This window comes from Azospirillum sp. VT-I1 (assembly GCF_055698305.1).
The window spans coordinates 199,805-223,408 of record NZ_CP168806.1; the positions used below are offsets into that span (position 1 = coordinate 199,805).

Annotated in this window: 20 protein-coding genes and 3 pseudogenes; 7 read left to right on the forward strand and 16 right to left on the reverse strand. The window is 66.3% G+C overall.

Annotated features, from left to right (window positions below):
* Nucleotides 1–470: 470 nt before the first annotated feature.
* Both AB8P05_RS29455 and AB8P05_RS29460 read left to right on the forward strand, forming a co-directional pair.
* The gene (locus AB8P05_RS29455) at nt 471–1,793 is read left to right on the forward strand and encodes an MFS transporter (RefSeq protein WP_472761947.1); all 1,323 of its coding nucleotides are present in this window, start codon (nt 471–473) and stop codon (nt 1,791–1,793) included.
* Nucleotides 1,790–2,719: an amidohydrolase family protein gene (locus AB8P05_RS29460; protein ID WP_472761948.1), complete on the forward strand. Its 930-nt coding sequence runs from the start codon at nt 1,790–1,792 to the stop codon at nt 2,717–2,719. Before AB8P05_RS29455 ends, AB8P05_RS29460 begins: the two co-directional genes overlap by 4 nt.
* A 98-nt stretch (nt 2,720–2,817) precedes the next feature.
* On the opposite strand, the gene AB8P05_RS29465 is transcribed toward AB8P05_RS29460, so the two are convergent.
* The 4 genes and pseudogenes from AB8P05_RS29465 to AB8P05_RS29480 form a co-directional block, all read right to left on the reverse strand.
* The gene (locus AB8P05_RS29465) at nt 2,818–3,738 is read right to left on the reverse strand and encodes an SMP-30/gluconolactonase/LRE family protein (protein ID WP_472761949.1); all 921 of its coding nucleotides are present in this window, start codon (nt 3,736–3,738) and stop codon (nt 2,818–2,820) included.
* Complete coding sequence (locus AB8P05_RS29470; RefSeq protein WP_472762007.1) at nt 3,735–4,688, reverse strand: amidohydrolase family protein; 954 nt, start codon at nt 4,686–4,688, stop codon at nt 3,735–3,737. Before AB8P05_RS29470 ends, AB8P05_RS29465 begins: the two co-directional genes overlap by 4 nt.
* Before the next feature lie 9 nt (nt 4,689–4,697).
* Nucleotides 4,698–6,026, reverse strand: a pseudogene (locus tag AB8P05_RS29475) (MFS transporter); the annotation flags it as partial.
* 36 nt (nt 6,027–6,062) lie between these two features.
* Complete coding sequence (locus AB8P05_RS29480) at nt 6,063–7,046, reverse strand: hydroxyacid dehydrogenase (protein WP_472761950.1); 984 nt, start codon at nt 7,044–7,046, stop codon at nt 6,063–6,065.
* Nucleotides 7,047–7,272: 226 nt separating this feature from the next.
* On the opposite strand from AB8P05_RS29480, the gene AB8P05_RS29485 reads away from it, so the two are divergent.
* Together AB8P05_RS29485 and AB8P05_RS29490 are read left to right on the forward strand one after the other, a co-directional pair.
* Entirely contained in the window at nt 7,273–7,953 is a 681-nt protein-coding gene (locus AB8P05_RS29485) for an RraA family protein (RefSeq protein ID WP_472761951.1), read from the forward strand.
* 66 nt (nt 7,954–8,019) lie between these two features.
* Nucleotides 8,020–8,778: an IclR family transcriptional regulator gene (locus AB8P05_RS29490; protein WP_472761952.1), complete on the forward strand. Its 759-nt coding sequence runs from the start codon at nt 8,020–8,022 to the stop codon at nt 8,776–8,778.
* On the opposite strand, the gene AB8P05_RS29495 is transcribed toward AB8P05_RS29490, so the two are convergent.
* Nucleotides 8,709–9,821, reverse strand: a complete 1,113-nt coding sequence (locus AB8P05_RS29495) for an MBL fold metallo-hydrolase (protein ID WP_472761953.1) — start codon at nt 9,819–9,821, stop codon at nt 8,709–8,711. The genes AB8P05_RS29490 and AB8P05_RS29495 overlap by 70 nt on opposite strands.
* 76 nt (nt 9,822–9,897) lie before the next feature.
* Nucleotides 9,898–10,179 (reverse strand): hypothetical protein, encoded by a 282-nt coding sequence (locus AB8P05_RS29500; RefSeq protein ID WP_472761954.1) that lies wholly within the window; start codon nt 10,177–10,179, stop codon nt 9,898–9,900.
* A gap of 103 nt (nt 10,180–10,282) precedes the next feature.
* Here AB8P05_RS29500 and AB8P05_RS29505 point away from each other — a divergent pair, with 103 nt between their 5' ends.
* Together AB8P05_RS29505 and AB8P05_RS29510 are read left to right on the forward strand one after the other, a co-directional pair.
* Entirely contained in the window at nt 10,283–10,861 is a 579-nt protein-coding gene (locus tag AB8P05_RS29505) for a TetR/AcrR family transcriptional regulator (protein WP_455176436.1), read from the forward strand.
* Nucleotides 10,862–10,990: 129 nt separating this feature from the next.
* Nucleotides 10,991–11,479, forward strand: a complete 489-nt coding sequence (locus tag AB8P05_RS29510; protein WP_472761955.1) for a hypothetical protein — start codon at nt 10,991–10,993, stop codon at nt 11,477–11,479.
* A gap of 123 nt (nt 11,480–11,602) precedes the next feature.
* Here AB8P05_RS29510 and AB8P05_RS29515 read toward each other — a convergent pair whose 3' ends face one another.
* From AB8P05_RS29515 to AB8P05_RS29535, 5 genes and pseudogenes are all read right to left on the reverse strand, one after another.
* The gene (locus AB8P05_RS29515) at nt 11,603–12,133 is read right to left on the reverse strand and encodes a VOC family protein (RefSeq protein WP_472761956.1); all 531 of its coding nucleotides are present in this window, start codon (nt 12,131–12,133) and stop codon (nt 11,603–11,605) included.
* A 117-nt stretch (nt 12,134–12,250) separates the two neighbouring features.
* Nucleotides 12,251–13,099, reverse strand: a complete 849-nt coding sequence (locus AB8P05_RS29520; protein WP_455176450.1) for an alpha/beta fold hydrolase — start codon at nt 13,097–13,099, stop codon at nt 12,251–12,253.
* A 26-nt stretch (nt 13,100–13,125) separates the two neighbouring features.
* The gene (locus AB8P05_RS29525) at nt 13,126–13,974 is read right to left on the reverse strand and encodes an oxidoreductase (protein WP_472761957.1); all 849 of its coding nucleotides are present in this window, start codon (nt 13,972–13,974) and stop codon (nt 13,126–13,128) included.
* Nucleotides 13,974–14,869 (reverse strand): annotated as a pseudogene (locus AB8P05_RS29530) (NAD(P)-dependent oxidoreductase). Before AB8P05_RS29530 ends, AB8P05_RS29525 begins: the two are co-directional and overlap by 1 nt.
* Nucleotides 14,870–15,133: 264 nt before the next feature.
* A complete protein-coding gene (locus tag AB8P05_RS29535; protein ID WP_472761958.1) occupies nt 15,134–15,433 on the reverse strand; it encodes an EthD family reductase in 300 nt (99 codons plus the stop codon).
* A 269-nt stretch (nt 15,434–15,702) separates the two neighbouring features.
* Between AB8P05_RS29535 and AB8P05_RS29540 the strand changes: the two genes are divergently transcribed.
* Nucleotides 15,703–16,563, forward strand: coding sequence for a LysR family transcriptional regulator (locus AB8P05_RS29540; protein ID WP_472761959.1), 861 nt, complete (start codon nt 15,703–15,705; stop codon nt 16,561–16,563).
* 177 nt (nt 16,564–16,740) lie between these two features.
* On the opposite strand, the pseudogene AB8P05_RS29545 reads toward AB8P05_RS29540, so the two are convergent.
* The 5 genes and pseudogenes from AB8P05_RS29545 to AB8P05_RS29565 all read right to left on the reverse strand — a co-directional run.
* Nucleotides 16,741–17,061, reverse strand: a pseudogene (locus AB8P05_RS29545) (DDE-type integrase/transposase/recombinase); the annotation flags it as partial.
* A 289-nt stretch (nt 17,062–17,350) separates the two neighbouring features.
* Complete coding sequence (locus AB8P05_RS29550) at nt 17,351–17,743, reverse strand: DUF4280 domain-containing protein (RefSeq protein WP_455176287.1); 393 nt, start codon at nt 17,741–17,743, stop codon at nt 17,351–17,353.
* A 29-nt stretch (nt 17,744–17,772) separates the two neighbouring features.
* Nucleotides 17,773–19,197: an ATP-binding protein gene (locus tag AB8P05_RS29555; RefSeq protein WP_472761960.1), complete on the reverse strand. Its 1,425-nt coding sequence runs from the start codon at nt 19,195–19,197 to the stop codon at nt 17,773–17,775.
* On the reverse strand, nt 19,184–22,342 hold the full coding sequence (locus AB8P05_RS29560; RefSeq protein WP_472761961.1) for a contractile injection system tape measure protein: 3,159 nt from the start codon (nt 22,340–22,342) through the stop codon (nt 19,184–19,186). Before AB8P05_RS29560 ends, AB8P05_RS29555 begins: the two co-directional genes overlap by 14 nt.
* The gene (locus tag AB8P05_RS29565; RefSeq protein WP_472761962.1) at nt 22,339–23,583 is read right to left on the reverse strand and encodes a GlcNAc-transferase family protein; all 1,245 of its coding nucleotides are present in this window, start codon (nt 23,581–23,583) and stop codon (nt 22,339–22,341) included. The genes AB8P05_RS29560 and AB8P05_RS29565 overlap by 4 nt, the downstream gene beginning before the upstream one ends.
* Nucleotides 23,584–23,604: the final 21 nt, after the last annotated feature.

Genomic DNA, 23,604 nt, shown 5'->3' on the forward strand with positions numbered 1-23,604 from the left:
GCCGAAACGGTTCTGTAAGCCTTCGCGCCAGCTTGTTCGACGACGCAGGGCTGACTTATATCATCGAGCGTAAAGCCTGACACATCAGGCTTTATGCTCGCCCTCAAACGGCGGGCGCGGCCGTCCGGCCGCTTGCCTTCGCAGGCATGGGCCTGCGGGGCCGCAGTCGCGGCCCTTAACGCCGAGCGTAAGTCGGAACTTACGCTCGGCGGTATCAGAGGATCACCTCTCCTTTGGAGGTGACCGATGTGCTGCCCACACTGCTTTTGGACCGCGACGACAGAGCGTTCGGACCGGACGGCCCACGGCTATCGCCGCTTCCGGACTCCGGATTGCCCATTCCTTTCGCCTGTCCCATTCACAAGCCGCCAACAGAAAATGAAACGGCGTTGCATTATATGCAGCCTGCATCTATGGTTCGCCCCAACGAATGTCGCGTCATGGCACAAAACAAGGATGGGAGAAGGCGCATGGGAAGCGTGTCCGCTGCCTTAACGGCACAGGCAGTCGATATCGAGCCGACAATGACGAGGGTGATGCGGCGCATCATTCCGTTCATTTTCGTCTGCTACGTCGTCAGCTATCTCGATCGCATCAATGTCGGCTTCGCCGCTCTGCAGATGAACCGCGATCTCGGCCTTACGCCGTCGCAGTTCGGCTGGGGAGCAGGGCTTTTCTTTCTCGGCTATTTTCTCTGCGAGATTCCCAGCAACCTGATGATGCAGCGGGTTGGCGCGCGCCTGTGGATCGCGCGCATCATGATCACCTGGGGCCTGCTGTCGACGCTGACATGCTTCGTCACCGGACCAGTGAGCTTCTCGGTGATGCGTCTGCTGCTCGGCATGGCGGAAGCCGGCTTCACGCCGGGGGTCTATCTGTATTTCACCTACTGGTTTCCCGGCGCCTGGCGCGGGAAGGCGACCGCGGCCTTCCTCGTCGGCATTCCTGTCGCCAACATGATCGGCTCGCCGATCTCCGGCGCCTTGCTGACCATGGATGGCTTCGGCGGTCTTGCCGGCTGGCAATGGCTGCTCATCATCGAAGGACTGCCTGCGGTTCTGCTGGGGATTGCCTGTCTCTTCGTCCTTTCCGACAACCCCGCCAAAGCCAAGTGGCTGGAAGACAAGGAACGGCGTGCGCTCGGTGAGCAACTCGCGGCCGAACAGTCGCTCCTCGCGGCCCGCCACGGAAACAAGCTGCGCGACGCCTTTGCCAACCCGAAGGTCTTCGTGCTCGCTCTCGTCAATTTCTGCGGCATCTGCGGTTCGCTCGGAGTCGGGCTCTGGATGCCTCAGATCGTGCGCGGCTTCGGCGTCAGCTACGTCGCGGTCGGGTTCATCTCCGCGGCGCCCTACGCGCTTGGCGCCGTTTGCATGCTCCTCTGGGCGCGTCTCGCCAACCGCTCGAACCACCGGCTGTGGTTCGTCTGCGGTGCCCTGGCTGTGGCCGGTCTGGCGCTTTCGGTCAGCGCGACCTTCACGGCCCCCCTGCCGGCCATGCTGGCATTGACCGTGACCGTGGTCTGCATCCTGTCCTTCCAGGCGACCTATTGGGCGATCCCGTCCGGCTTTCTGACCGGGCGTGCCGCCGCGGCCGGTCTGGCGCTCATCGTGTCCATCGGCAATCTCGGCGGTTTCGTCGGCCCCTTCATGATCGGTTATCTGCGGGAGACGACCATGAGCTTCTCGACGCCGCTCTATGTGCTGTCGGGCATCCTTCTCACCGGGGCAGCGGTCATGGCCGCTCTCGGCGATCCCGCCAGCGACAGGTCCGCGCCCAAGGGGGTGGCATGATCACCCGTCGCACCCTCCTGGCGGGCGGGGCCTGCGCGCTCGTCGGCGCCCGGTCAGCCCTGGCCCAGGCCGTTCCGAATTCCGCAGGCACCGAACCGCCGGCCCTGAAGGCCCCGGTGAGCGCCTGCGACAGCCACCATCACGTCTACGACGCCCGTTTCCCGGTGTCGCCGCATTGGCGCGGCGGCCGGCCCGACGGGGCGACCGTCGCCGATTACCGTTTATTGCAGAAGAAGCTGGCGATCACCCGGCATGTGGTCGTGCAGCCGTCGACCTACGGCGTCGACAACCGCTGCCTGCTCGACGCGCTCGAACAGTTCGGAAGCGAAGCCCGCGGCATCGTCGTAATCGACGAGAACACGACGGACGCGGACCTGCGGCGGATGAACGATCTCGGCGTGCGTGGCGTGCGGGTGAATTTCCTCACCCCGCAGAGCTGGGGCGTCACGACGCCGGAGCGTCTGATCCAGACGACCGCCCGCATCGCCCCTTTGGGTTGGCACGCGCAGGTTCTGATGTCGGGCGACCAGATTGCCCGCTTCGAAGAGGTGCTGACAGGCTTGCCGGTTCCGGTGGTGTTCGACCATCTCGGACGCATCCCGCAGCCCGACGGCTTGTCGCATCCGGGTGCACAGGCCATTCTGCGCATCGTCGACAAGGCCCGCGGCTGGATCAAGCTGTCCGAACCCTATGCCGACACCAAGCTCGGTCCGCCGGCCTATGCCGATACCGGCGCGCTTGCCCGCGCCTATGTACAGGCGGCCCCGGAGCGGGTCATCTGGGGAAGCGACTGGCCCCACCCGACCGAAAAGGAAAAGCCGGACGACGCCGTGCTGTTCGACCTGCTGACGGGCTGGGCGCCGGATGCCGCGACGCGCGAGAAAATCCTGGTCACGAATCCGGCCGCCCTCTTCGGGTTCTCCTGATCGCCGGGCGACGTTTCGGGCGTGACGCCAACGTCATGCCGGCAATGAAAAAGGAGTGACCGTTATGGTCACTCCTTTTTCATGACGTATGCAGCGGCTCAGGCGTGGGAGTACATCGGCAGGCCCGGCGTTTCGAGGTCGGCGCGCAGGATCGAGCCGGTCCGGCTTTCGGTGATGAACAGGCTGCGGTTTCCGTCGCCGCCGAAGGCGAGGTTGGTGGTTCCCACCCCGGCACAGGAAACGATGCGGTCGAGCGGCTCGGCAACCGGCGATACGCGCCAGACCGAACCAAACCCCGTGTGGCAGATCAGCAGGTTGCCGTCGCGGTCCAGCGCCAGACCATCCGGTCCGCCCGGCCCGCCATGCAGGTTCACGAACACGCCCACCTTGGTGACGAGGCCGCTTTCGGGCAACGGAATGCGCCAGACCTGATTGGCCCGCGTCACCGCGACCAGCAGGAAGGTTTCGTCGGCATCGACGACGATGCCGTTCGGGCTGGGGATGGTATCGACGAGGCAGGTCAGCCGCCCGTCGGTTCCCAGCCGCCAGACCCGGCCGGTCGGGTCGTGCATGCCGGTCTGGCCCTGGTCGGTGAAGTAGATCGTGCCCGACCCTGCGAAGACGAGGTCGTTGACGCCCTTGAAGCTCTCGGTCGCCGCCGTTTCCAGCATCGGCGTCACCCGCCCGCTGTCCGGGTCCAGCAGCATCAGCCCGCGCTTGTAATCGGTGATGAAGATCCGGCCGTCGGCATGAATCTTCAGGCCGTTCGGCCAGCCGTCATATTCGGTCACCTGCGTCCATTCACCGTCCGGGTCGATGCGGAACACCCGTCCGTAGGGAATGTCGGTGACGTAGAGGCGGCCGGCGCGATCGAAGGACGGCCCTTCGAGAAAGCTGTCGATCTGCCGGCCGCCCTGGTTGCCATCGGCCCAGGCGGTGCGCCGCGCCTTGCGGAAGCGATCCGGAAGCCGGGTGAAGACACTGGTCTCGATCCGGCGGGGAGGGGCAAACCAGCTCATTTCGGAAATCCATAGAGGTCCGCGGGATTGTCGACCAGAACCCGGTGCAGTGTAGCCTCATCCGGCATCGCCTTCGCCATCAGATCGAACAGCTCGGCATCGTCGGGCTTGTCGTCGGGCTTGCGAGTCGGGTGGGGCCAGTCGCTGCCCCAGACCATCCGTTCCGGCGCGGCCCGGACATAGGCCGCGGTGATCGCCCCGCTTTGGCTGTAGGGTGGCCTGCCGGTGAGATAGGCGCCGGAGAGCTTGACCCAGGTTTTGCCCTTATCGAGCAGCCTGCGAATGATCGCATAGGAACCGCTTTCAAGCCCCTCCGCCGGCAGCGCGCCCAGATGGTCGATCACGATGCGCGAGGGCAGGGCCATCAGCAGATCCTGCGTCTCGGCCAATTGTTGCGGTCGCATGTTGATCTCGCAGTGCCACCCCAGCGCGGCGAGCCGGGGCGAGAGCTTTTCGAGCGAGGACACCGACAGCGGGCCGGGGAAGGGCAGGTTGAACCGCACGCCGCACACCCCCAGCGCGTCGAGCCGTTTCAGCTCCGCATCCGCAACATCCTCCGGGACAACCGCCACCATGCGGAAACTATCGGGTCCGAGTGCCTGCATCGACGCAAGTTGCAGGCTGTTGTCGGTCCCGTAGGTCGACGGCGTCACCAGAACGCCGCGCGTCGTGCCGAGGCGCCGTTGCAGCGCCCGGTAATCCTCCGGCAACGCATCGGGCGGGATGAGCGTTGCGCCGGGAGCGGTGGGATAGCGGGAGTCGTAGGTGTGGAAATGGCAGTCGGTCGCGTTGGCCGGCGCCTTCGCCGCCGGCCTTGCGGTGCCGGCGGACCAGCGGACCGCCTCTTCACCGCGCCCTTCCGCCCAAGCCGTTGCCAATGGCGGGAGCGCAGCGGCAGCCGCCGCTCCCGCCAGCAGGGCGCGGCGCGTCATCGCATCCTGTCGCGGCATGTCACGCCCCTTCGCAGCGGCTGTGGTCACCGCCGCGTCGCGCTTCTGCCGGCTGATCGCCAGGACCAGCCCGGCGCCGGTCGCGGCGACCAGGGCGATCGGCAGAAGCGCCAGCGCGTAGTTGCCGGTCGCCTGCAGAATGCTGCCATAGACATTGACCATCAGACCGCCGCCGATCAGGTTCGACACGGCGTTGATCATGGCCAAGCCGGCCGCGACCGATCCGGCGCCGAGCCACCCGGACGACAGCGCCCAGAACGGCCCCTTGAAGGCGTAGGCGCCGACGAGCACCATGCTGAGCAGGACCACGGTTCCCGCCAGCGACTGTACGACGAAGGCGCCCAGGAAGCCGGTGGAGATCAGCAGCAGCGTCAGCGCGGTGTGCCAGCGCCGCTCCTTCGTCTTGTCGGAATGACGGCCCCACAGCACCATCAGCACGCAGGCGACGCCATAGGGAACCGAATTGATCAGGCCGGTCTCGAAATTCGTCAGGCCGAAGGATTTCAAGAGCTGCGGCTGCCAGACGCCGAGCACCGAACCCGCAGCCGACGCGCCGGAGCAGGCCAGCGCCATCGCCCAGACATAAGGGTTGCGCAGCAACTCCGCGAAGGATCCCCAGCCGGTCTTCTGCGCGGCAGCCGGCCGACTGGCTTTCTCACGGTCGAGTTCGGCGCAGAGCCAGGCACGCTCGTCGTCGCGCAGCCAGTGCGCCTGTTCGGGCCGGTCGGTCAGGAAGAAGAAGCAGACGATGCCGAGCAGGACGGTCGGGACGCCTTCCAGAATGAACAGCCATTGCCATCCGCGCAGGCCGAGCATGCCGTCGAGGCCGAGCAGGATGCCGCCCAGCGGGGAGCCGATGAAGGTCGCCGCCGGGATCGAGATGCCGAACAGGGCGATCAGGCGGCCGCGATAGCCGGCCGGCAGCCAGTAGGTCAGGTAGAGCAGGACCCCGGGGAAGAAGCCGGCTTCGGCGGCGCCGAGGATGAACCGCATGACGTAAAAGGAGTTCTGCCCCTGGACGAACGCCATGCCGGCCGAAATCAGGCCCCAGGTGATCATGATGCGGGCGATCCAGCGCCGCGCGCCGAAGCGCTGGAGAGCCAGGTTGCTCGGCACCTCCATCAGGAAGTAGGAGAAGAAGAACAGGCTGGCGCCGAAGCCGAACACCGCCTTCGACATGCCGAGATCCTGCACCATCTGCAACGAGGCCATGCCGACGTTGCCGCGATCGAGGATCGCGAACAGGTAGCAGATCATCATGAACGGCATGATGCGCCACGTCACGCGGCGCATGGTCCTCTGTTCGAGCGTGTTGGACGCTTCGTTGCTTGGTGACATCGTTTCCTCCCGGAGCTGTATCGGCTGGTGGGGCGTTCAGGCGACGCGGAGCTGCGGCGCGTTGACCATGGCGCGCGGATCGGCTCCCTTGCCTTCGAGCACGTTCATGACGTGGTCGAGGGCGATGACGCCCATGGCGTCGCGGGCGGTCTGGGTGCTGGCGCCCACATGCGGGGTGGCGATCAGGTTGGGGAGCGTCAGCAGCGGATTGGCCGGGTTCACCGGTTCCACCGCGAAGGTGTCGAGACCGGCGCCGCCGATCCGGCCGCCGCGCAAGGCCTCGAACAGGGCGTCCTCGTCGATCAGCCCGCCGCGCGCCGTGTTGATCAGGATGCTGCCCGGCCGCATGGCGGCGATCTGCTCGCGGCCGATCATGTTGCGGGTCTGCGGGGTCAGGGGACAGTGCAGGCTGATGACGTCGCTGGTGGCGAGCAGCTCGTCCAGGCTCGCCACACGCTCCGCCCCCTCGATCCGGACGTCGGTGGGCATGTAGGGATCGAAGACACGCACGGTCATGTGCAGGGGCTGCACCAGCCCGACGAGAATGCGGCCGATCTCCCCGAAACCGACGATTCCGAGGCTGCGTCCGCGAAGCTGCAGGCCGGACGTGGTCGCCTTGTCCCAGAAACCGGCCTTCATCCGCGCATCGAGATGGGCGAGATCGCGCGCGACGCCGAACATCAGTGCGAAGGCAAGCTCGGCCACCGACTGCGAGTTGGCGCCACGGGCGACGAGGACCGGAATGCCGTAGCGGGCTGCGGCCTCGGTATCGATGTTGTCGTAGCCGACGCCGTGCTTGGCGATCGCCCGGAGCCTGGGAGACGCGGCGATCACCGGTTCCGTGACCTTGCCCTGCCGCACGATGATGCCGTCGATCTCTTCCTTCGCGGCGACCGCGGCGAGTTCCTCGGGGCTCGCATAGGCGGCGCCGATCGAAACGAGGCGCGCGCCGCGCCGTTCCGCAAGTTCGACGGCTTCCGGCGTCAGTGCCGGGCCGGTGACCAGGATCGTATAGGACATGCCCGTCCCTTTCTGATTTCAAGCAAGCGCCTGCCGCTGCCGGCGCGTGACGGTGCACGCTGCCGGCCAGGGCCATGGCGGGTCGGTGGTCTATCCCAACCGTTGAATTTTGAAATTGCAACGGCGTTTCATTTTTTGGTAGCTATTGCATCGGCTGCTCGGATTGTCAACCGTGCGTCGGATGATCCGGCCGCAAAACCAACATCAAACAGGCAGGAGCGCTCAGATGACCGTCGGTTTCCGCATCTATCCGAACCCGAAACAGAAGGCTTCGCCGGACCTCGTGGAGCGCTTCCGCAAGCTCCCGGTCGCCAATGTCAGCGACAGCATGTCCCGCATGGCGGCGGCCGGCCCGCGGCTGCGCCCGATGCATGGCGGCGGCGTGCTGGCCGGTCCGGCCATCACCGTGAAGACGCGTCCCGGCGACAATCTCATGCTGCACAAGGCTATCGACATGGCGGAGCCGGGCGACGTCATCGTCCTCGATGCCGGCGGCGATCTGACCAATGCGCTGATCGGCGAGTTGATGGTGGCGCATGCCGAGCAGCGTGGCGTCGGCGGCATCGTCATCAACGGCGCGATCCGCGATGCGGCGACGTTGCGGGAGGGCCGCTTCCCGATCTTCGCCGCCGGCGTCACCCATCGCGGCCCCTACAAGGACGGCCCCGGCGAGATCAACGTGCCCATTTCCATCGACGGCATGATCATCACTCCCGGCGACCTGATGCTTGGCGACGATGACGGCCTCGTCTGCGTCCCGCTCGCGGATGCCGAGGCGATCTACGCCGCGACCAAGAAGAAGCATGACGCCGAAACCGCCCAGATGGACGCGATCCGGGCGGGACGCAACGATCGCTCCTGGGTCGATGCCGAACTGACGAAGCGCGGCGTCGAGTATATGGGCTGAGGATGAGCGATCCGGCGGGTGAAATTCCTGCCGGTTGCCTGTATATCCTTCTGAATTGGCCGCTCAATGGGCGGCCTCTTCAGGAAGCCGCATGTGACGACCGACCAGACCAAGCCCAAGAAATCCGCCAAGACCGAAGCATCGTCCGAATTGAAGGGCGGATTGCAGGGCGTTTCAGCCGTCGAGCGCGCCCTGACCGTGCTGACCGCCTTTCAACGCGGCGATGGTGTGGTGAGCTTGGCTGAACTCACCAAGCGCACCGGCCTGGTCAAGACGACGGTCATGCGCATGGCCCTGTCGCTGGAGAGCTTCGGGTTGATCAAGCGCGTAGACGATGGCGGCTACCGTCTCGATGCGGAGGTGATGCGGCTCGCCGCCTGCTATCAGCATGCCTTCGGTCTGGCCGATCATGTGACGCCGGTGCTGGAGCGGCTGGCGCGCTCGACCGGAGAGACCGCGTCCTTCTACACGCGGCGCGGCGAACAGCGGCTCTGCCTGTTCCGCGTCGAGAGCGCCAGCCCAATCCGCATGCATGTGCAGTCCGGCGACCTCCGTCCGATGGACAAGTCCGCCATCGCCCAGGTGCTCCGCCATTTTGACGTCGGTCGCGTCGCGCCGAAGATCGATGTACCGATCTATACCAGTGGCGTTACCGATCCACATGCCGCGTCACTGGCCACGCCGGTGTTCGGGCCGGGAGGCGGCCTCCTTGGCGCCCTCGCGCTGTCCGGCCCGATCACCCGGTTGACCGCGGACTATGCCGGAAAAATCCGGTCGGACCTGAAAGCGGCCGGGGATGAATTGACAAAGGCCTGCGGCGGTTGAGCTCCGGTTCCGGATCTGAACATTTGGGGCTCTGTTGCAAACTCTTCCTCTAGGCGTGTGATGATGGTAACCGGCATCACTGCCGATGCCATGTGGCCTGAAGTTCGAACTGCTGGGTGATGACCTGCACGACCTCGGCGAGCACGCCAAGACCGACGTTGAAGGCGCGCTCGACGAGGTGCGCCTCGCCCCGAATGTCGCGGGTGATGTTGAAGCTGGAGGCTTGGCATTTGCGGAGCGTCCACTTCACCACAAAGCCCTTGATCGTCGCATAGGCGGCCATCGAGCTTTGCGTTGAAGGTCGCCTGGACAGTCATGTCGTTGGCGGGAATGGCGGCGACCTGCCCTTTGCGAACCATCGCCATGATCTCGGAGCCGACGATCACGCTGTCCGGTTCGAGCGCCTGGATCCGGTCGAGAGCCGCGAGCAATGCCCGGCGCCCGGTGCGGTCGGTTTCCACCAGGAACGGATGCGTTCCGTTGTAGACCGCGTCCCCTGCGATCACGAGGTCGAGCGAGGGAACATAGGGGCCCGTTGTATCGTCGGTGTCCGTATGGCCCAGGTCGATCACGCGGAATTCATGCCCTTCCAATTCGAACCGTCCGGCTTCGAGGGACCCGGCGACGGTGAGTTGCTCCGGCACCTGTCCGGGGAAACGCCGCTTCCAGTTGGGCTCGAGCACCTCGTCCGACGACTGGACCCGCATCGCCTCGACGACGTTCGGCATGGCGACCGCCCGTGCCTCGGGAAAGCGCTTCAGCAGCAGGGTCAGCCCGAAGAAAAGGTCGGGATGGGCATGCGTCAGGTAAATGGTCCGCAGCGTCCGGCCCTTCGTCTCGATCCAGTCGGCGAGTTCGGCGCTGTGCGCGTCGCTGAGAAAGGTATCGACGAGAACGGCGTCGCGCTGCCCCCAAAACAGCGTCACGGTGTTCGCCACCCAACTGAGGCTTTCCTTGCCCGGCGGGACGCCTTGTGTCGCGCTGGCACGCTTCCTGATGAAGAGTTCCCAACGGAGGCTCGGAGCCTGGAGCGAGTCGGTCATGATCACGTCCTTTGAATTCGGGATTGCGGAGTTGCGCGTTTCCGGAGGACAGCCGGGGAAAGCCGGCAGGCGTTCTTCACGCCGTAGCGGTGCCGGGCCGCTTGCGGAAGGCTGCGATGTTGTCGCCCAACCAGTCTTCGACCGACCGCGGTTCGCGGCCGGTCAGGTTCCTGACCGTGTTCGTCGTCTCGGCAAGCACCGGCTCCCGGAAGATGCGGTCGAGACCGAGCAGCAGATCGGCGACCATCTCGCTGAGCCCGGACGCGATGAGCCGCTTGCGATGCTCGGCGGGGGGACGGTGCCGGTAGGTCACGGCATGCCCGGCGAGCCGGGACAGCATGCCGGCGATCTCCGGCATGCTCACCGCCGCCGGACCCGTCAGATGGTAGGCACGCTGGGAGCCGGGCTGCCGGTCATCGAGAAGGGCTTGACTGGCTCCCTACTAGTTGGTAGGTAGAAGCATGAGTAACACATCGACCAGAGCCGACGACATCCTAAGCTGTGCGCGCTCCCTGATCGCTAGGGGCGGCTACAACAGCTTCAGCTACGCCGATATCTCCAAGGTCGTGGGCATCCGCACCGCGAGCATCCACCACCATTTCCCCGGCAAGGCGGATCTGGTCCGCGTGCTGGTTGCGCAATACCGGCAGGAGGTTGAGACCGGGCTTGCCGAGCTGGAGCGGAACGTCGCCGATCCGCTCGAACAGCTTCGCGCCTATCTCGGCTACTGGGAGGGGTGCTTCGCCGACAAGACCGATCCGTTCTGCGTCTGCGCGCTGCTGGCAGGCGAGAGTCCGGTGCTTCCCGAAGCGGTCGCTCTCGAAGTGCGGGCGCATTTCCGCAAGCTTGCAGACTGGCTCACCTCCGTCTTTGAGCGAGGCGCCGCACAAGGCCGTCTCCGGCTGGTCGGAACGGCCAGGAGCGATGCCGAACTGTTCATGGCCGGCGTGCATGGCGCGATGCTATCCGCCCGCGCCTATGGCGACGCCACGACCTTCGGAGCGATAGCCCGTCCTTTGCTGCAACGAATCGTCGCTTGAAGCCGGCACTTCGCCGGCAGAATGAACGCATGCCCGTGTTGCCTATCGACTAATAGGTAGATGTGGCGGCTCACGACGGCATTGCCTGCTTTGCCGCTCTGCCCCACTGGATAAGGAAGGAAATCCCTCATGTTCGGAATCTCTCCGCTTGGCTGGGTCCATACGCTTGGCAGCCTGCCGGCCATTCCCGTGGCCTTCTATATGTTTGCCCGCCACGGCCGGATCGTTCCCCGGTCAAAGGCGGGCGCCGTCTATCTCGTATCCATGCTGATCGGCGCTTCGACGGTCTTCCTCGTGGCACATCAGCCGGTCAGCAACGTCATCGGCGCCGTGACGATCCTCCTCCTTCTTGCGGGTTATGGGGTCAAGGGAGTTCTTGGGGCGGGGCGCTCGGCCGGATACATCGAGATCGTTTGTCTGAGCGTGAGCGCGTTTCTTCTGATGGTGCCGACCGTCAGCGAAATCCTGCGCCGTGTTCCGGACGGCCACCCTTTGGTGACCGACCTGAAGTCCCCGCTGCTCCTTGGCGCCCAGGGTGGCTTGGCGGTTATCCTGGTGGTCGGCCTGACCGTCCAGCTCCTCCACTTGGCAAGGCAGGGTAGGGCGGCCGCGAAGTAGGAGGCCGACGTAATGTCCTGCAGAGGTTGTTGCGATGACGGGACGGGGCGGCGCGCGGGTCAGGCAACTCGGCGCCGAATTCCCTGATGCCGCACGAAGCTGTACTGGCCGATCCTGCCCTGCTCAGTCCTCGTCCTGCCACCTGCGCAGATCAGTCTGGTCATGATAGGGCATACGGTCCGGCGTGGTGATGAATTCCATCGTCGTGCCCCAGGGCATGCGGCAGTAGCAGACCTTGTTTCCGGGACCTTTCTCGGTTGCATAGGGAATTGCGCGCGGCGCGGTGAGGGGAGTGCCTCCAGCCTTCTCGAAGCGCTCGACCGATGCGTCGATGTCGTCGGTGTAGAGAGCGAAGTGTGTGATGCCGAAGTCGCTCGCCCGGATCGGCTGGGCTTGCTCGGGGCCGTGCATTTCGAAGAGTTCGATATCGGGACCGGTTCCGATCTTGACCATCGCCTGCGCACGCACGACCGTTCCGGGGAAAGCGCCGACGGCCCGCTCGAATTCGGGTCCCTGCCGCGGCGGATCCTGCGGTCCGAAGGATTGGTAGATCACCTGGCCGCCAAAGGCTTCCACCAGGAACGATTTTGCCGCTTCGATGTCGGGCACCGTGATGCCGATATGATTGACGCCGCGAATGACGGGTGTGGTCATGACAGTCTCCTTGATTTTGTCGATCCATCGCGCCCGCTTCGGGCCCAGTTCGCCCGCAGCGTCGCGATCCGCCCGGCCCGCGACGGCGCGGGCGCAGAGTTTCAACTGGCCTTAGTTTCAGCTGGCCTTGAGGAAATCGATCAGAGCGGCCGCGACTTCGTTGGGCCGTTCATCCGCGACATAGTGGCTGCACCGCGCGATCGGACCGCCTGTCACGTTACTGGCAAACTCTTTGAGCATCGGCACCATTTGCGCGCCGAACCGCTGGTCCCCGCCCAGGCCAAGCACCGGTATCCCGAGGGGGTGCTTCTTGTACTCGAGAGCCGCCGCATGATCGGCGGCGAGGGTGCGATACCATTCCATGCCGCCGCGCGTGCGGCCGGGAAGGGCCATCGCCTTCGCGTAGATCTCGATGTCCGCCGGATTGAAGGTGCCGTGATCGTAGAAGCGCTCCGCCATGAAGGTCGAAACATAGTCATATTCACGGCCATGGATCAGGCGCTCGGGCAGATCCCGGTTCATATGGAAACTGAAGTGCCAGAGCCTCGCGGTCGCCGCTTCCCATCCGGTCCAGCCGGGAAGCGGAACGTCGAGGACGGCCAGGTGGGTGACAGCCTCCCGATGGATGGCGGCCTGCGGCAAGGCGACCATTCCGCCGATGTCATGTCCGCACACGGCGTAGCGGTCATGCCCAAGGGCAACCATGACCTCGTGCGCGTCGCGCGCCATCGTCGCCTTGTCATAGCCGTCGAGCGGGCAGTCGGAAAAGCCCGCGCCGCGCAGATCGATGGCCACCACGCTGAAATGCCCGGCCAGCAGCGGCATCACATTGTGCCATTCCCACCATGTTTCCGGCCAGCCGTGGAGCAGAAGGATCGGCGGGCCCGAGCCACCTGTGACAGCGTTGATCTTGATGCCATTCACCGGCACCAGCTGCTGGGTAAACCCCTTCAAGGTTGCGATCATGATCGCTTTCCAGTCGATGTTGACGTTCAAACAGAGCTTGCGGCCGGCGCCCGGGGCTGATCGAAATCGGTGGCGATCGAGATATCGCGCCAAGCGTCGATATCGCTGCGGAACGCAGCCAGCTTCCGCTCGGCGATCGCGTGGGCGACGGGGCCGAGTGGCAGATGAAGCGGGGCGTCGTCGGCGTCGACCGCCTGCAGGATCACCGTGATCGCCTTGTCGGGATCGCCCGCCTGATTGCCGTTGTTGGTTTCGCGATAGTGCCTGCGCGAGCTCGCGGCATATTCCGGCATCTCGTTGGCCGCCATCCTGATCGAACGGCCGAGGAAATCAGTGCGAAACGGCCCAGGCTCGACGATCAGCACGCGGATGCCGAACGGCTCCAGTTCGCCGGCGAGCGCTTCGGAAATCCCTTCCAAGGCGAACTTGGCGGCGTTGTAATAACCTCCGCCGCCGCTGCCCGCGATGCCGGCGCCCGACGACATGTTGACGATGGTTCCGCCTGAACGTCGCAGGATGGGCAGGGCGGCTCTGGTGGTTTCGATCAGGCCGAAGACGTTCACCTCGAACATCGGGCGATATTCTTCGGGCGCGCCTTCCTCGATTGCGCCGAACAGTCCATAGCCGGCGTTGTTCACGAGCACGTCGAACCCACCGAAGGTCTCGACCGCCTTTGCGACCGCTGCCTTGGCTGCCGCCGCATCCGTCACGTCCAGCGGCAAGGCGATCATGCGGCCGCCGAAAGGCCCGGCCATTTCCTCAATCGCCTTGACATCGCGGGCCGTCGCGATGACCTGATCGCCACGCTGTGCCGAAGCGAGCGCAAGGCGCTGTCCGAAGCCGCTTGAGCAGCCGGTGATGAGCCAGGTCTTCATTATCTTTTCCCCGAGTTGCTTTCGGACGGCGCCAGGCTGTCGCCGCCGCGAACCGTCATGTCGGCCATGATCGACCAATCCTTCTTCCCGAAGCCCGCCGAGACAGCTTTGCTGAGCCCCTCGCGGACAGCGTCGAGCATCGGGAGCGTGCGTCCGATCTCGTTGCCGGCCTCAGTCGCGAGACGCATGTCCTTGAGCGCGAGTTCGACTTTGAAACCCGGCTCGAATGACCGTTCCGTGATCTGCGCGCTGTAGCTCACATAGGCGCGACCCGAAAAAGGGTGCCCAGGATGAGTTCAAAGAAATCCGCACGGTCGAGGCCGACGCTCTCGGTCAGCACGACACCCTCGGCCATCGCCTCGATAGCCATGGCGATCATCATGTTGCAGGCTAGCTTCGCCGCATTCGCCCGGGCGGGGTTCTCCCCCAACTTCCAGACCTTTTTGCTGAGAGCAGCGAGCAGCGGTTCGACCGCGGCGACTGCATCGGCCTTCCCGGCCGCCAGGATGTTGAGTTGGCCGCTCGCCGCTACGTTCGGTCGCCCGAGGACCGGTGCGGACACATAGCCAAGGCCTGCCTCTTCGTGCAGCAGCTCCAGTTCCCGCGCGAAGGCGACCGAGATCGTCGATGAGACAACATGGGTCAGCCCTGGTCGCGCGCTTGCCAGCAGGCCGGCATCGAGGATCACCTCCCGAATGGCAGGGTCGTCGGATAGCATCGTGAAGACTGCGTCAGCCTGGAATGCATCCGCCGCGAGCTTGACCAGCGTTACCCCGGGAACGCTTTCCTGAGCGACCTTGCTACGGTTCCAGGCCCGCACGTCATGGCCTGCCTTGACGAGGTTCAGGGCCATTGCCGAACCCATATTGCCGAGACCGATAAACCCGATCTGCATGTTCCATCTCCTGTTGTTCGGACGAGAGCTGTGCGCGGGATCGGACGCAGGCTGCCGGGCGATCATTAGGCCGAGACCGTCGCCGACAGATTGGCTGGTGGCGATGCGGAGGAGAGCCACAACGAAGGCGTGGGCAAGTTGGCCGGCATCGGCGCACGCCCCGCTGAGCGCATGGAAGACACCGCCGGTCACGGTGACGCTGGCCGGGGCACAGAACTGGAGAATTCAGCGGCCCCCGCAATCGAAAAGGAACCGCTGTGCCGCTCAGAGCGGCTTCACGATGCTGCGCTGCGGTTTGACGGCGGTGACGATGTCGACGTCAGCCATGACCTGGGCGGTCTCCGGCGAATTGAGCGCCGTTTCCATGGCGGCCTCGTCGCGGAAGTTGACGACCCCAACCGCGATCAGCCCGGCACCATCACCTTGCGGGAAGAACCCGCCGGCGCTTACCAGCCCATAACGTCCCCAGCTTTCCCGCACGAGCGGGAAGTGCACGTTGATCCAATGGTCGCGGTCGAACGGCGTTTCCGCATCGCCCTCATAGGTCACCAGCATCGTGATCATCGTCGAAGTCCTCATTTGCGAGCATTGAGGCGGGCCGCCGCGTTCCACGACCCCTCAGGAAAATCCTCTCTGTTCAGTCCGGACGAGCGCCCCCTTGGGCTCCCCAGCCAGGGTCACGGTTGCGTCGCCCAAGCGGCGGCCCGCATGGGGCTGGCGGATCCACAGAAGGACGCGCTGCCCCAGACCATGACGGCAATCTAGGCATTTAGATTTGTTCGGTAAGTGACATAACTGTACTCTCCGCGTTCAGTTTTGTGTGGGTGGTTGTGATGGAATGGAGTGACGTCAGAGTCTTTCTCGCGATTGCGCGATCCGGCACGCTCGGCGGCGCCGCGCGTTCGCTTCAGACAAGCCATCCGACCGTCGGCCGGCGCCTTCGCGCACTTGAGCAGGCGATCGGTCACACCCTCTTCCAGCGCACCGCGGACGGTCTTGTTCTGACCGAAGAGGGCCACGGGATCATCGCGCTGGCGGAGCAGATGGAGGAAAGCGCGCTGGCGATGGAGCGCCGGCTTGCTGGGCAGGAGCAGAACCTCAAGGGCAATCTGCGCATTTCATCCGCGGACTGGTTCGGGGCCTATGTCCTGCCACCCATCCTGGCGGATTTCTCGAAAGCCTACCCCAATGTCGACGTCGAGATCCTGACCGGAACGCGCCTGTTCAATCTCGCCCAGCGGGAGGCCGACGTCGCTTTCCGTATTGTTCCGTTCGACACTGCTGACGTTGTTCAGCGACGGCTCTTCCGCCTTGAGTATGGCGTTTACATCGCGGAAGAGGCGCAGGAGCCGAAATATGGCGATGGGACCGGTTTCCGGCTGATCACCCACGACACGTCCACCGGCCATTTCCCTGACATTGCATGGCTCATCGAGAGTTTCCCCAACGCGAGGCCAGTCCTGAGATCGAACAACCGGAATGTCCAGGGGCGCATGTGCAGGCAAGGCGTCGGAATCGCCGTCCTGCCCCGCGTGGTCGGCAATCAGATCCCGGGTATCCGCAGACTGGACCTGCCGACACCGCCGCCGGCACGAGACATCTGGATGGGATATCACCGGGATCTACGGCGTCTTCAGCGTCTTCGTGCGTTCATCTCGACCGTATCGGACCATCTCGTGAATGCGACCGCATGATGTGCGACCCGGAGATGATTCAAGGTTGAGATAGAGCCAGATCGCGTGCCGGATGATCGCGGGCGCACGAGAGCGGTGGCATTCGCTGAGAATGCCGTCGCAGCCGCCGGACCGCCTGAGATGGTCCCCGTTTCGCGGACAGATTTGCGGCTTTTCTAAGCTTGGTTCAGGTCCGTGTCATGCCGCCAATCTGATGGGTTCCGGTGTACCCTGGCAGGCCTCCTCCGGGGTTCTGTCGCCGAGCGCGGAATGCGGCCGGTCGATGTTGTAGTAATCGATCCACCGGCCGCGCCGCGCCATCGCCTCCTCCACGGCCTCGATGCAGAACTCGACGTCCATGGTGTTCGACAGCCGCCAGCTCAGGACCTTGCGCGTCGCCCAGTCCATCACCGCCACCAAGGACAGGAAGCCCCGCCGCATCGGAATGTAGGTGATGTCAGCGCACCAGACCTGGTTGGGTCGGTCGATGGTCACGTCGCGCAGCAGGTACGGCCAGACAGCTCGCATTGCCGGGCGACCGACAGGCGCGGATGCTCCGGCTGGATCAGCTGCCGCCTCCGATCGCCTCCAGCGCCACCTTCGCCTTGAACTCCGCCGAATACCGCTTCCGTTTTCCCGTCATCGGGTCCGTCCTTCTTCCTGGGCGAACCAAGCTTAGCGAACTATCCGCGAAACGGGGACCTTCTCAGTCCACCCAACCGGGGCAAGATCAAAGGTGCCGTACCGCTTCGGCGGCATCGGCTTGCCACCGATCCCGCAAGGTGGAAGGGCCGTCCGCCACATCACCTCAGGGCACCGTCACCGTCATCTGGGCCGGTTCCACCACGGTGATCTCGCCCAGCCAGTTGCACAGAAGCTTGCAACCGCAGTCCAGCGCCAGCAGGCCGCCCACGGTGACGGTCTTCGCGCCGGGAGTCCAGGGCGTGGCGGTGGCGGGGATGCAGGGGGCGGGGGTCGGCGTGCCGAACGCCGCCGCCGTCGCGGCGATCACCTCCGGATTGGCGTCGCTGGTGCAAAGGCCGAACGGCAGCACGTTCAGCAGCGGCGTGTGGTCCATGATGGTCGCGGCCGGCAGGGCGCCGGCGGTCACGCGGTTGGTCGGCAACACGACGAAGGACGAGGGCGCGGCGCCGAAACTGCATTTCAGCGTGGCGCCCGACGTTACCTGAGGCGTGGACATGGTCGTCTTTTCTCCTTCCCGATCCGCCGTCAGCCGCCGAAGGAGCGGCCATCCTTGTACAGTTCGAGTTTTATGCCCTCCAGCAGATCGAATTGCTCGATCACCGGCGGCTGTCGGCGCACCGCCTTCAGGCAGGCATGGCGCAGCACGTTGATGATGGCGCCGCCGGCCAGTTCGAACCGTTCGGCAAGGGCGCCGAAATCGACATCGGGAGCCAGTGTAAATCCCTGCCCGGTGAAGCAGTCACGCCAAATCCGCAGCCGGGAGTCGGCATCGGGCAACGGAAAGCGGATCGCCGCCTGGAAACGCCGGGCGAAGGCCGGGTCGATGTGGGTGTGCAGGTTGGTCGCGACGATGGCCAGCCCGGCATAGCCCTCCAGCCGCTGCAACAGATAGGCGACCTGCTGGTTGGCGGCACGGTCGTTGGCGGAATCGGCCTCCGTCCGCTTGCCGAACAGCACGTCGGCCTCGTCGAAGAACAGGATCCAGTCGCGCCCTTCCGCCTGATCGAACAGGGCGGCGAGGTTCTTTTCCGTCTCGCCGATCCATTTGGAAATCAGTTGGGACAGGTCTATGCGGTAGACCGGCCGGTCGTGCTGCTTGCCGAGCAGCGCGGCGGTCAGCGTCTTGCCCGTACCCGGCGGACCATAGAACAGGCAGCGGTAACCGGGCTTCAGCCGCCGGTTCAGTCCCCATTTCTCCATCAACGTGGCGCCGTGCCGCATCCACATCTGGACGGAGTCGATCTGCCGCATGGTCGCGTCGTCGAGGACCAGATCGCTCCAGTCCAGCGGCGTGGCGATCGGGACCGCCGGAAAGCCGGCGCCGGGCGGCGGCGCGTAGTGCGCCCCGCGCAGCACCCGATGCAGACAGGACGGCGACGGGCGAAGGGCGGCCGTGGTCGGCGGCTCGCCCGGCTCGCTGTGGTCGAGAATCAGCAAACCGCGCCGCATCAAAGGATGTTCGTGCCAGAACAGCGGCTCCAGCGCGATGCGCCGGGCCTCGTCGGTGCCGGCCAGCAGGAACAGCGCGGTCTCGACGGTGGGCAGGAAACCGGCATGCGCGCGGCCGGTCAGGCCGCCGAACTCGGTAAAGCGGCGTCCGGTCGCCTGGTTCTGGATCAGGAAGGGGTCGAGCCGCTGCGGCGCCAGCGTGGGAGCCAGCGCGAGCGCCAGCACCAGCCGCTCTGTCGGGCCCAGCGACAGTTCCCGGATCAGCGCGCCGTAGGGGCCGCCCGCGTGGCGCAGGTCGGGTGGGCGGGTCGGCACGGGATCGTCCTGGACGGCGGTCCCGCTGCCATAGTCCGCGAAGCGCCACTCGATCACCGCCGACAGCCAGTCCAGTTCGCGCGACAGCGTCCGCGCGTTGGCGATGCGGCCGGAGGACTCGTTGCCGTCCGATCCGCCACCGTCCAATCCGCCACCGTCCAATCCGACAGGATCACCATGCAACATGCATCGGCTCCTTCATCCAGCGGTGATAGATCACCGAGACTCCCCAGGGCAGTTGATCGACCAGCACGTCCAGCGTCTTGCGCTGCACCTGCAGATGCCACGCGCCGTCCTTGTGGCGCAGGCGCCCTTCGCGCTGAAGGAAGGTTTCGCGCAGGGCGGCGGGCGTGCTGTTGCGCAGCGGCGGCCAGCCGTCGAGCACCGCCCGGATCAGTCCGTCGCAAAGCTCCAGATCCGCAGGGGAGGGATCCAGCGACCGTTCGACCGGACTGGCCGGAAGCCGCCCGCACAACAGCTTGTTGATCACCAGATCGGGTTCCGGCGCGTCGAGGCGGCCGTCGGCCAGATATTGCAGCAGATGAACGCCGCGCGACAGGTCGGCGATGCCCGACCGTTCCGCCGGCGCCGTGGGTGCCAGCAACCCCAGCCGCTCGAACAGGACCGGCAGATAGGGGTTGAACAGCACGAGACCGGCGTTGGCGATGTAGAGCGGCAGGCCGCTTCCGTCGCCGGAGCGATCCTCGAACGGCCAGCCGGGCGCGGCGGTGGGCGGCTTCGCGGCGGCGGGGGGCGGCTTGGCGGCCGAAGGTTTGGCCGGTGGCGCCGGACGCTTGCCCGGCGGCAGCCGGGACGCGCGGCGCAGCGCCACGCCGATGGAGACATAACCGCCCTCCCGCGCCAGATGGCGCGCCCGCAGCGCCAGCTTGGAGCGCAGCCGGTCCTCCCCGCCGGTCAGGCTGTCCATCAGACCGTCCAGCACCGCGGCCAGATCGACCGGACGCGGTTCGGCGATGCGGTCCAGCAGTGTCGACCACAGGAATCGCGGATCCGGACGACGGGCGCCGAAAGGGGCGGTGTGACGCCACGCGGCACCGATCAGCATCACCGAATCGATCAATTCGCGCGACCCCGCCGGCACCAGCAGCCCGACCAGCCTCCCCATCGCCGGCAACGGCAAAAGCGCCGCCCAGCGCGCCCGCGCCGCCGGGCGCATGCGATTTGCGGCAAGGTAGGCGCGCAGCGCCGGATCGTCGCGGTCGGCCAGCAGGGCGAAGTGCCGTGCCAACTCCACGCCGTCGCCGGGCCGTCCGCCCATCCCGTCCAGCCACGCGAACAGCCGGTCCGTGTCGATGCCGGCCTGATCGGACAGGCGTGGGCGAACGGCATCGGGGGAGCCGGCCGGGCCCATGACGGTTGCGGATCGGGCATGATCGGCCATGGCGGCCAGTTCGCGCACGATCTCGGGCAGCGGCCGGCCCAATCCCCGGTCAAGCTCGCGGGCGAGTTCATGGCCGGAACCCTCCGGCACTCCCACGACGCTCTTCGCAACGGCCTCCACAGTGGTTTCGACAGCGGTGTCCATCGCGGCGGTGAGGCGCAGCAGGGTCCGCACGCGCGCCGTCCGGTCCCGGCCGGACAGCAGCGGTGCCAGCGCCCCGCCCCGGTGGGCCATCCACGGCATCAGCCGCCGGGCCAGCGCGGCGGCACGCCGGGGGCCGAGCGCCCGGAAGACGCGGGAGAGACGGCGCAGGCTGTCTTCCGCCTCGCCTGCCAGCAGCAGACCGCTCAGGCGCGCGACGCTCAGTTTAGCGAGGACGACGGGCACGTCCTCCGGCATGGCTGCATCCGGGGCGGCGGTGTCCGACAAGATGTCGGGACCGTCCCCGGCCAGCCAGCGTTCCAGGCGGGCCTCGCGGTCGAGGCGGTCGCCCAGTCCGTTCGAATGACCCTCCCGATGACCGTCTGGCAATGTCGCCCGCGACGCAGACTCCCCGCCCACCTGCCCACCATCGCCGAGCAATGCCATGGTCAGGGCCGAATGGGCGGCCTCCGCTTCGGAACCGGATCCGAAGCCGTTGGCCAACTGCCGCGCGATGTCCTCGCCCCGCCCCGGCTCCAGCAGGTCCAGCGCTTGCGAAGGCGCGAGCCGGTCGAGCAGCCGCCGGATCAGCGCCGGGACACGATCCGGCGCCTCGCGTGCCCGCTGGCGCAGCCGTTCGGCCAGCCATTCCGGATCCTCCGACGCCATCGCCACCAGCGCATCGCCTGCCCCGGGCGACCCGACGCCCGACAGGAAGGCGTCGATGCGCGAACGGTCCCGCCGCCGCAAATCGGCCCGGTCCCGTTCGACATCGGTCCCGTTCTCCCCAGGCTTTGCGTCCTCCCCAGGCTCCGCGTCCTCGTCGAACTCCGCCACCAGTTCGGCCAGCGTGCGCGGCAGGGAGGAGCGCAGGGAAGACCGCCGCGCCGCGCGTTCCGCCGCTTCCGCCATCAGGCGCAGAAAGGCGGCGTAGCCGATGCCGGCGCGGCGCGCCTCGCGTTCCAGAAGATGGCGCAGGAAGCGGCGGCGGTTGAACTGCGACCCCTGGTCGCGCAGCAGGAACTCCAGGCTGGTGACCCAGACCCGGCGCCGCAACTCCGCTTCCCCCACATGCTCGAAATCGGGTGGACGGACGGTCTGGCGGACGGTGATTACGTCGTGCAACAGCCCGGCGATCACCACCGCGTCGGCCGGCGCCAGCAGCGTCAGCAACGATTGCAGCCCTCGCTCCCCCAACTGGCGGACCAGCCGCTCCAGGACGAGCGGGGCGGTGGCGTGGCTGCGCAGCATGGCGATCAGCGCGTCGGGCTGTTCCTCGGCAAGGTCCAGCAGGCGTTCCAGCGGATTGAACGGCTCGCCGCGCGCCGGGAGCGGCAGGGTGCCGTCAACAAGATAGGCCTCGAACCGCCGCAGCCGCGCTTCCGGCTTGGTCATGGACCGCGCCTCCGGCGTTTCGTTCCGGCGGGCCGACAGGATGGCTGCGGCCAGACGCTCCGACAGGGCGGCTTCCAAAGCGGCGATCAGATCCTCCTCGATATGATCGGGGAGCAGCACGCCCAGATCCAGTTCGATGCGGCCGATCCGCATATCGAGGTCGGGCGGGGCCAGCGCCGCGCAGACGCGCTCCACCACGCCGGGCAGCCGGTCCCGGCACAGCGCCTCCAGCCGGGGACGCAGAGCCATCGCCATGTCGAGGTCGGCAACCGCCGCCTCGACCGTCAGCCGGCCGAGCCGATGCGTCTCGCCGGCAGTCCCGTCGGCGATCGGCCCTCGCCGGCCATCGGCCGTCCTCCGTTCCGGCGCCCTTCGTCCCGCTGCCGGCGTCATGGCGCCAGCGGTGGCGTGATCGTGCCCGACACGCGCGGAAGCCAGTTGCGCCGGCAATCGGTCGGCTGGATCGTCCAGCGCACCGGCGGCCGGTGCGACCGCACCTGACGTTCCAGGACGACGGAGTCTCCCGGCCGCTTCAGCAGTTCGTGCAGCTCCGGCCGATTGGCGTCGAGGCGTGCGATCTCCGTCCCGTCGCAATCGTGGAAGACGACGTACCAGAACGCCGGCCGGTCGAAGGCGGCGTCTGGCATCGACGCCCTGTCCAGTTCGCAGCGCACCGTCCAGCTCCGCAATCCGCCCGGTCCCTCGATTGGGGAAGGCGGCGGCGGCGGTTCGTCGCCGCGCAAGGCCTCCGGGCTGGTCCAGCGGCGGCGGAAATCGACACCGGCGAAACGCTCGTATTCCGCGACCGTGCGGGCGGTGCCGCAGCCGAGCGGGCCGATATGGGGATCGACCAGGAAGCGGCGCACCCGTTCAAGGCTGGCGGCGTCACGTTCACGCCCGGTTCGCGCCACCTTGTTGCGGGTCTGGTGGTCGTCCCAATGGCTGGAGGTCTTGCGGCGGGGAAACTGGTGCCACAGCACCGGGATCGACGGGCTGTAGAGCGAATAGCCCCAGGTGAAGGCGCGGACGGCCAGATGCACCTCCTCGCCCAGGAAATAGAGTTCGGGGTCGTAGGGCACGTCGGACACGAAGCGCCCGAGCGTGAACAGCAGGTGGCCGGAGACGCCGCGGGTGCGCTTGGGCCCATCCTCCGGCCGCCAGTCCGGCCGATCCGCCCAGCCGTAGGTCAGCACGCCTTCGCGCATGAAGCCCTCGACCCGCAGGGTGGACAGGCATTTCTGCGGCGTCAGCGGTTCGCCGGGGGTGAAGGGTGTGCCGTAGTTGGACAGGATCGGCATCGACGCACCGGTGCGTTCCGCCTGCTCCATCAGCGTCGCGTCCCAGCCTTCGATGAAGCGGTGGTGGGAGTCGATCTGGAGGAAGAACTCCTCGCCGTTCCACAGCTTCATCGCCTCGGCCCGCGCCCAGCAGGCGCCGCCGCTGTCGCGCCAGTGAACCTTCAGCAGCGAGAGGGTCGCCGGCGCCACGTCCGGCGGTTCCGGCTCGCCATCCTCGTATTGCCAGACGACGCCGAAATGCAGATCGGCCGGGTGCCGGGCCTTGGCGACGCAGTCGAGCAGCGTCGCCCCCAGATCCAGATCCCGATAGGCCGCGACCGAAACGAATATAGCCATGCTTACTCTCCTCCCCCGCCC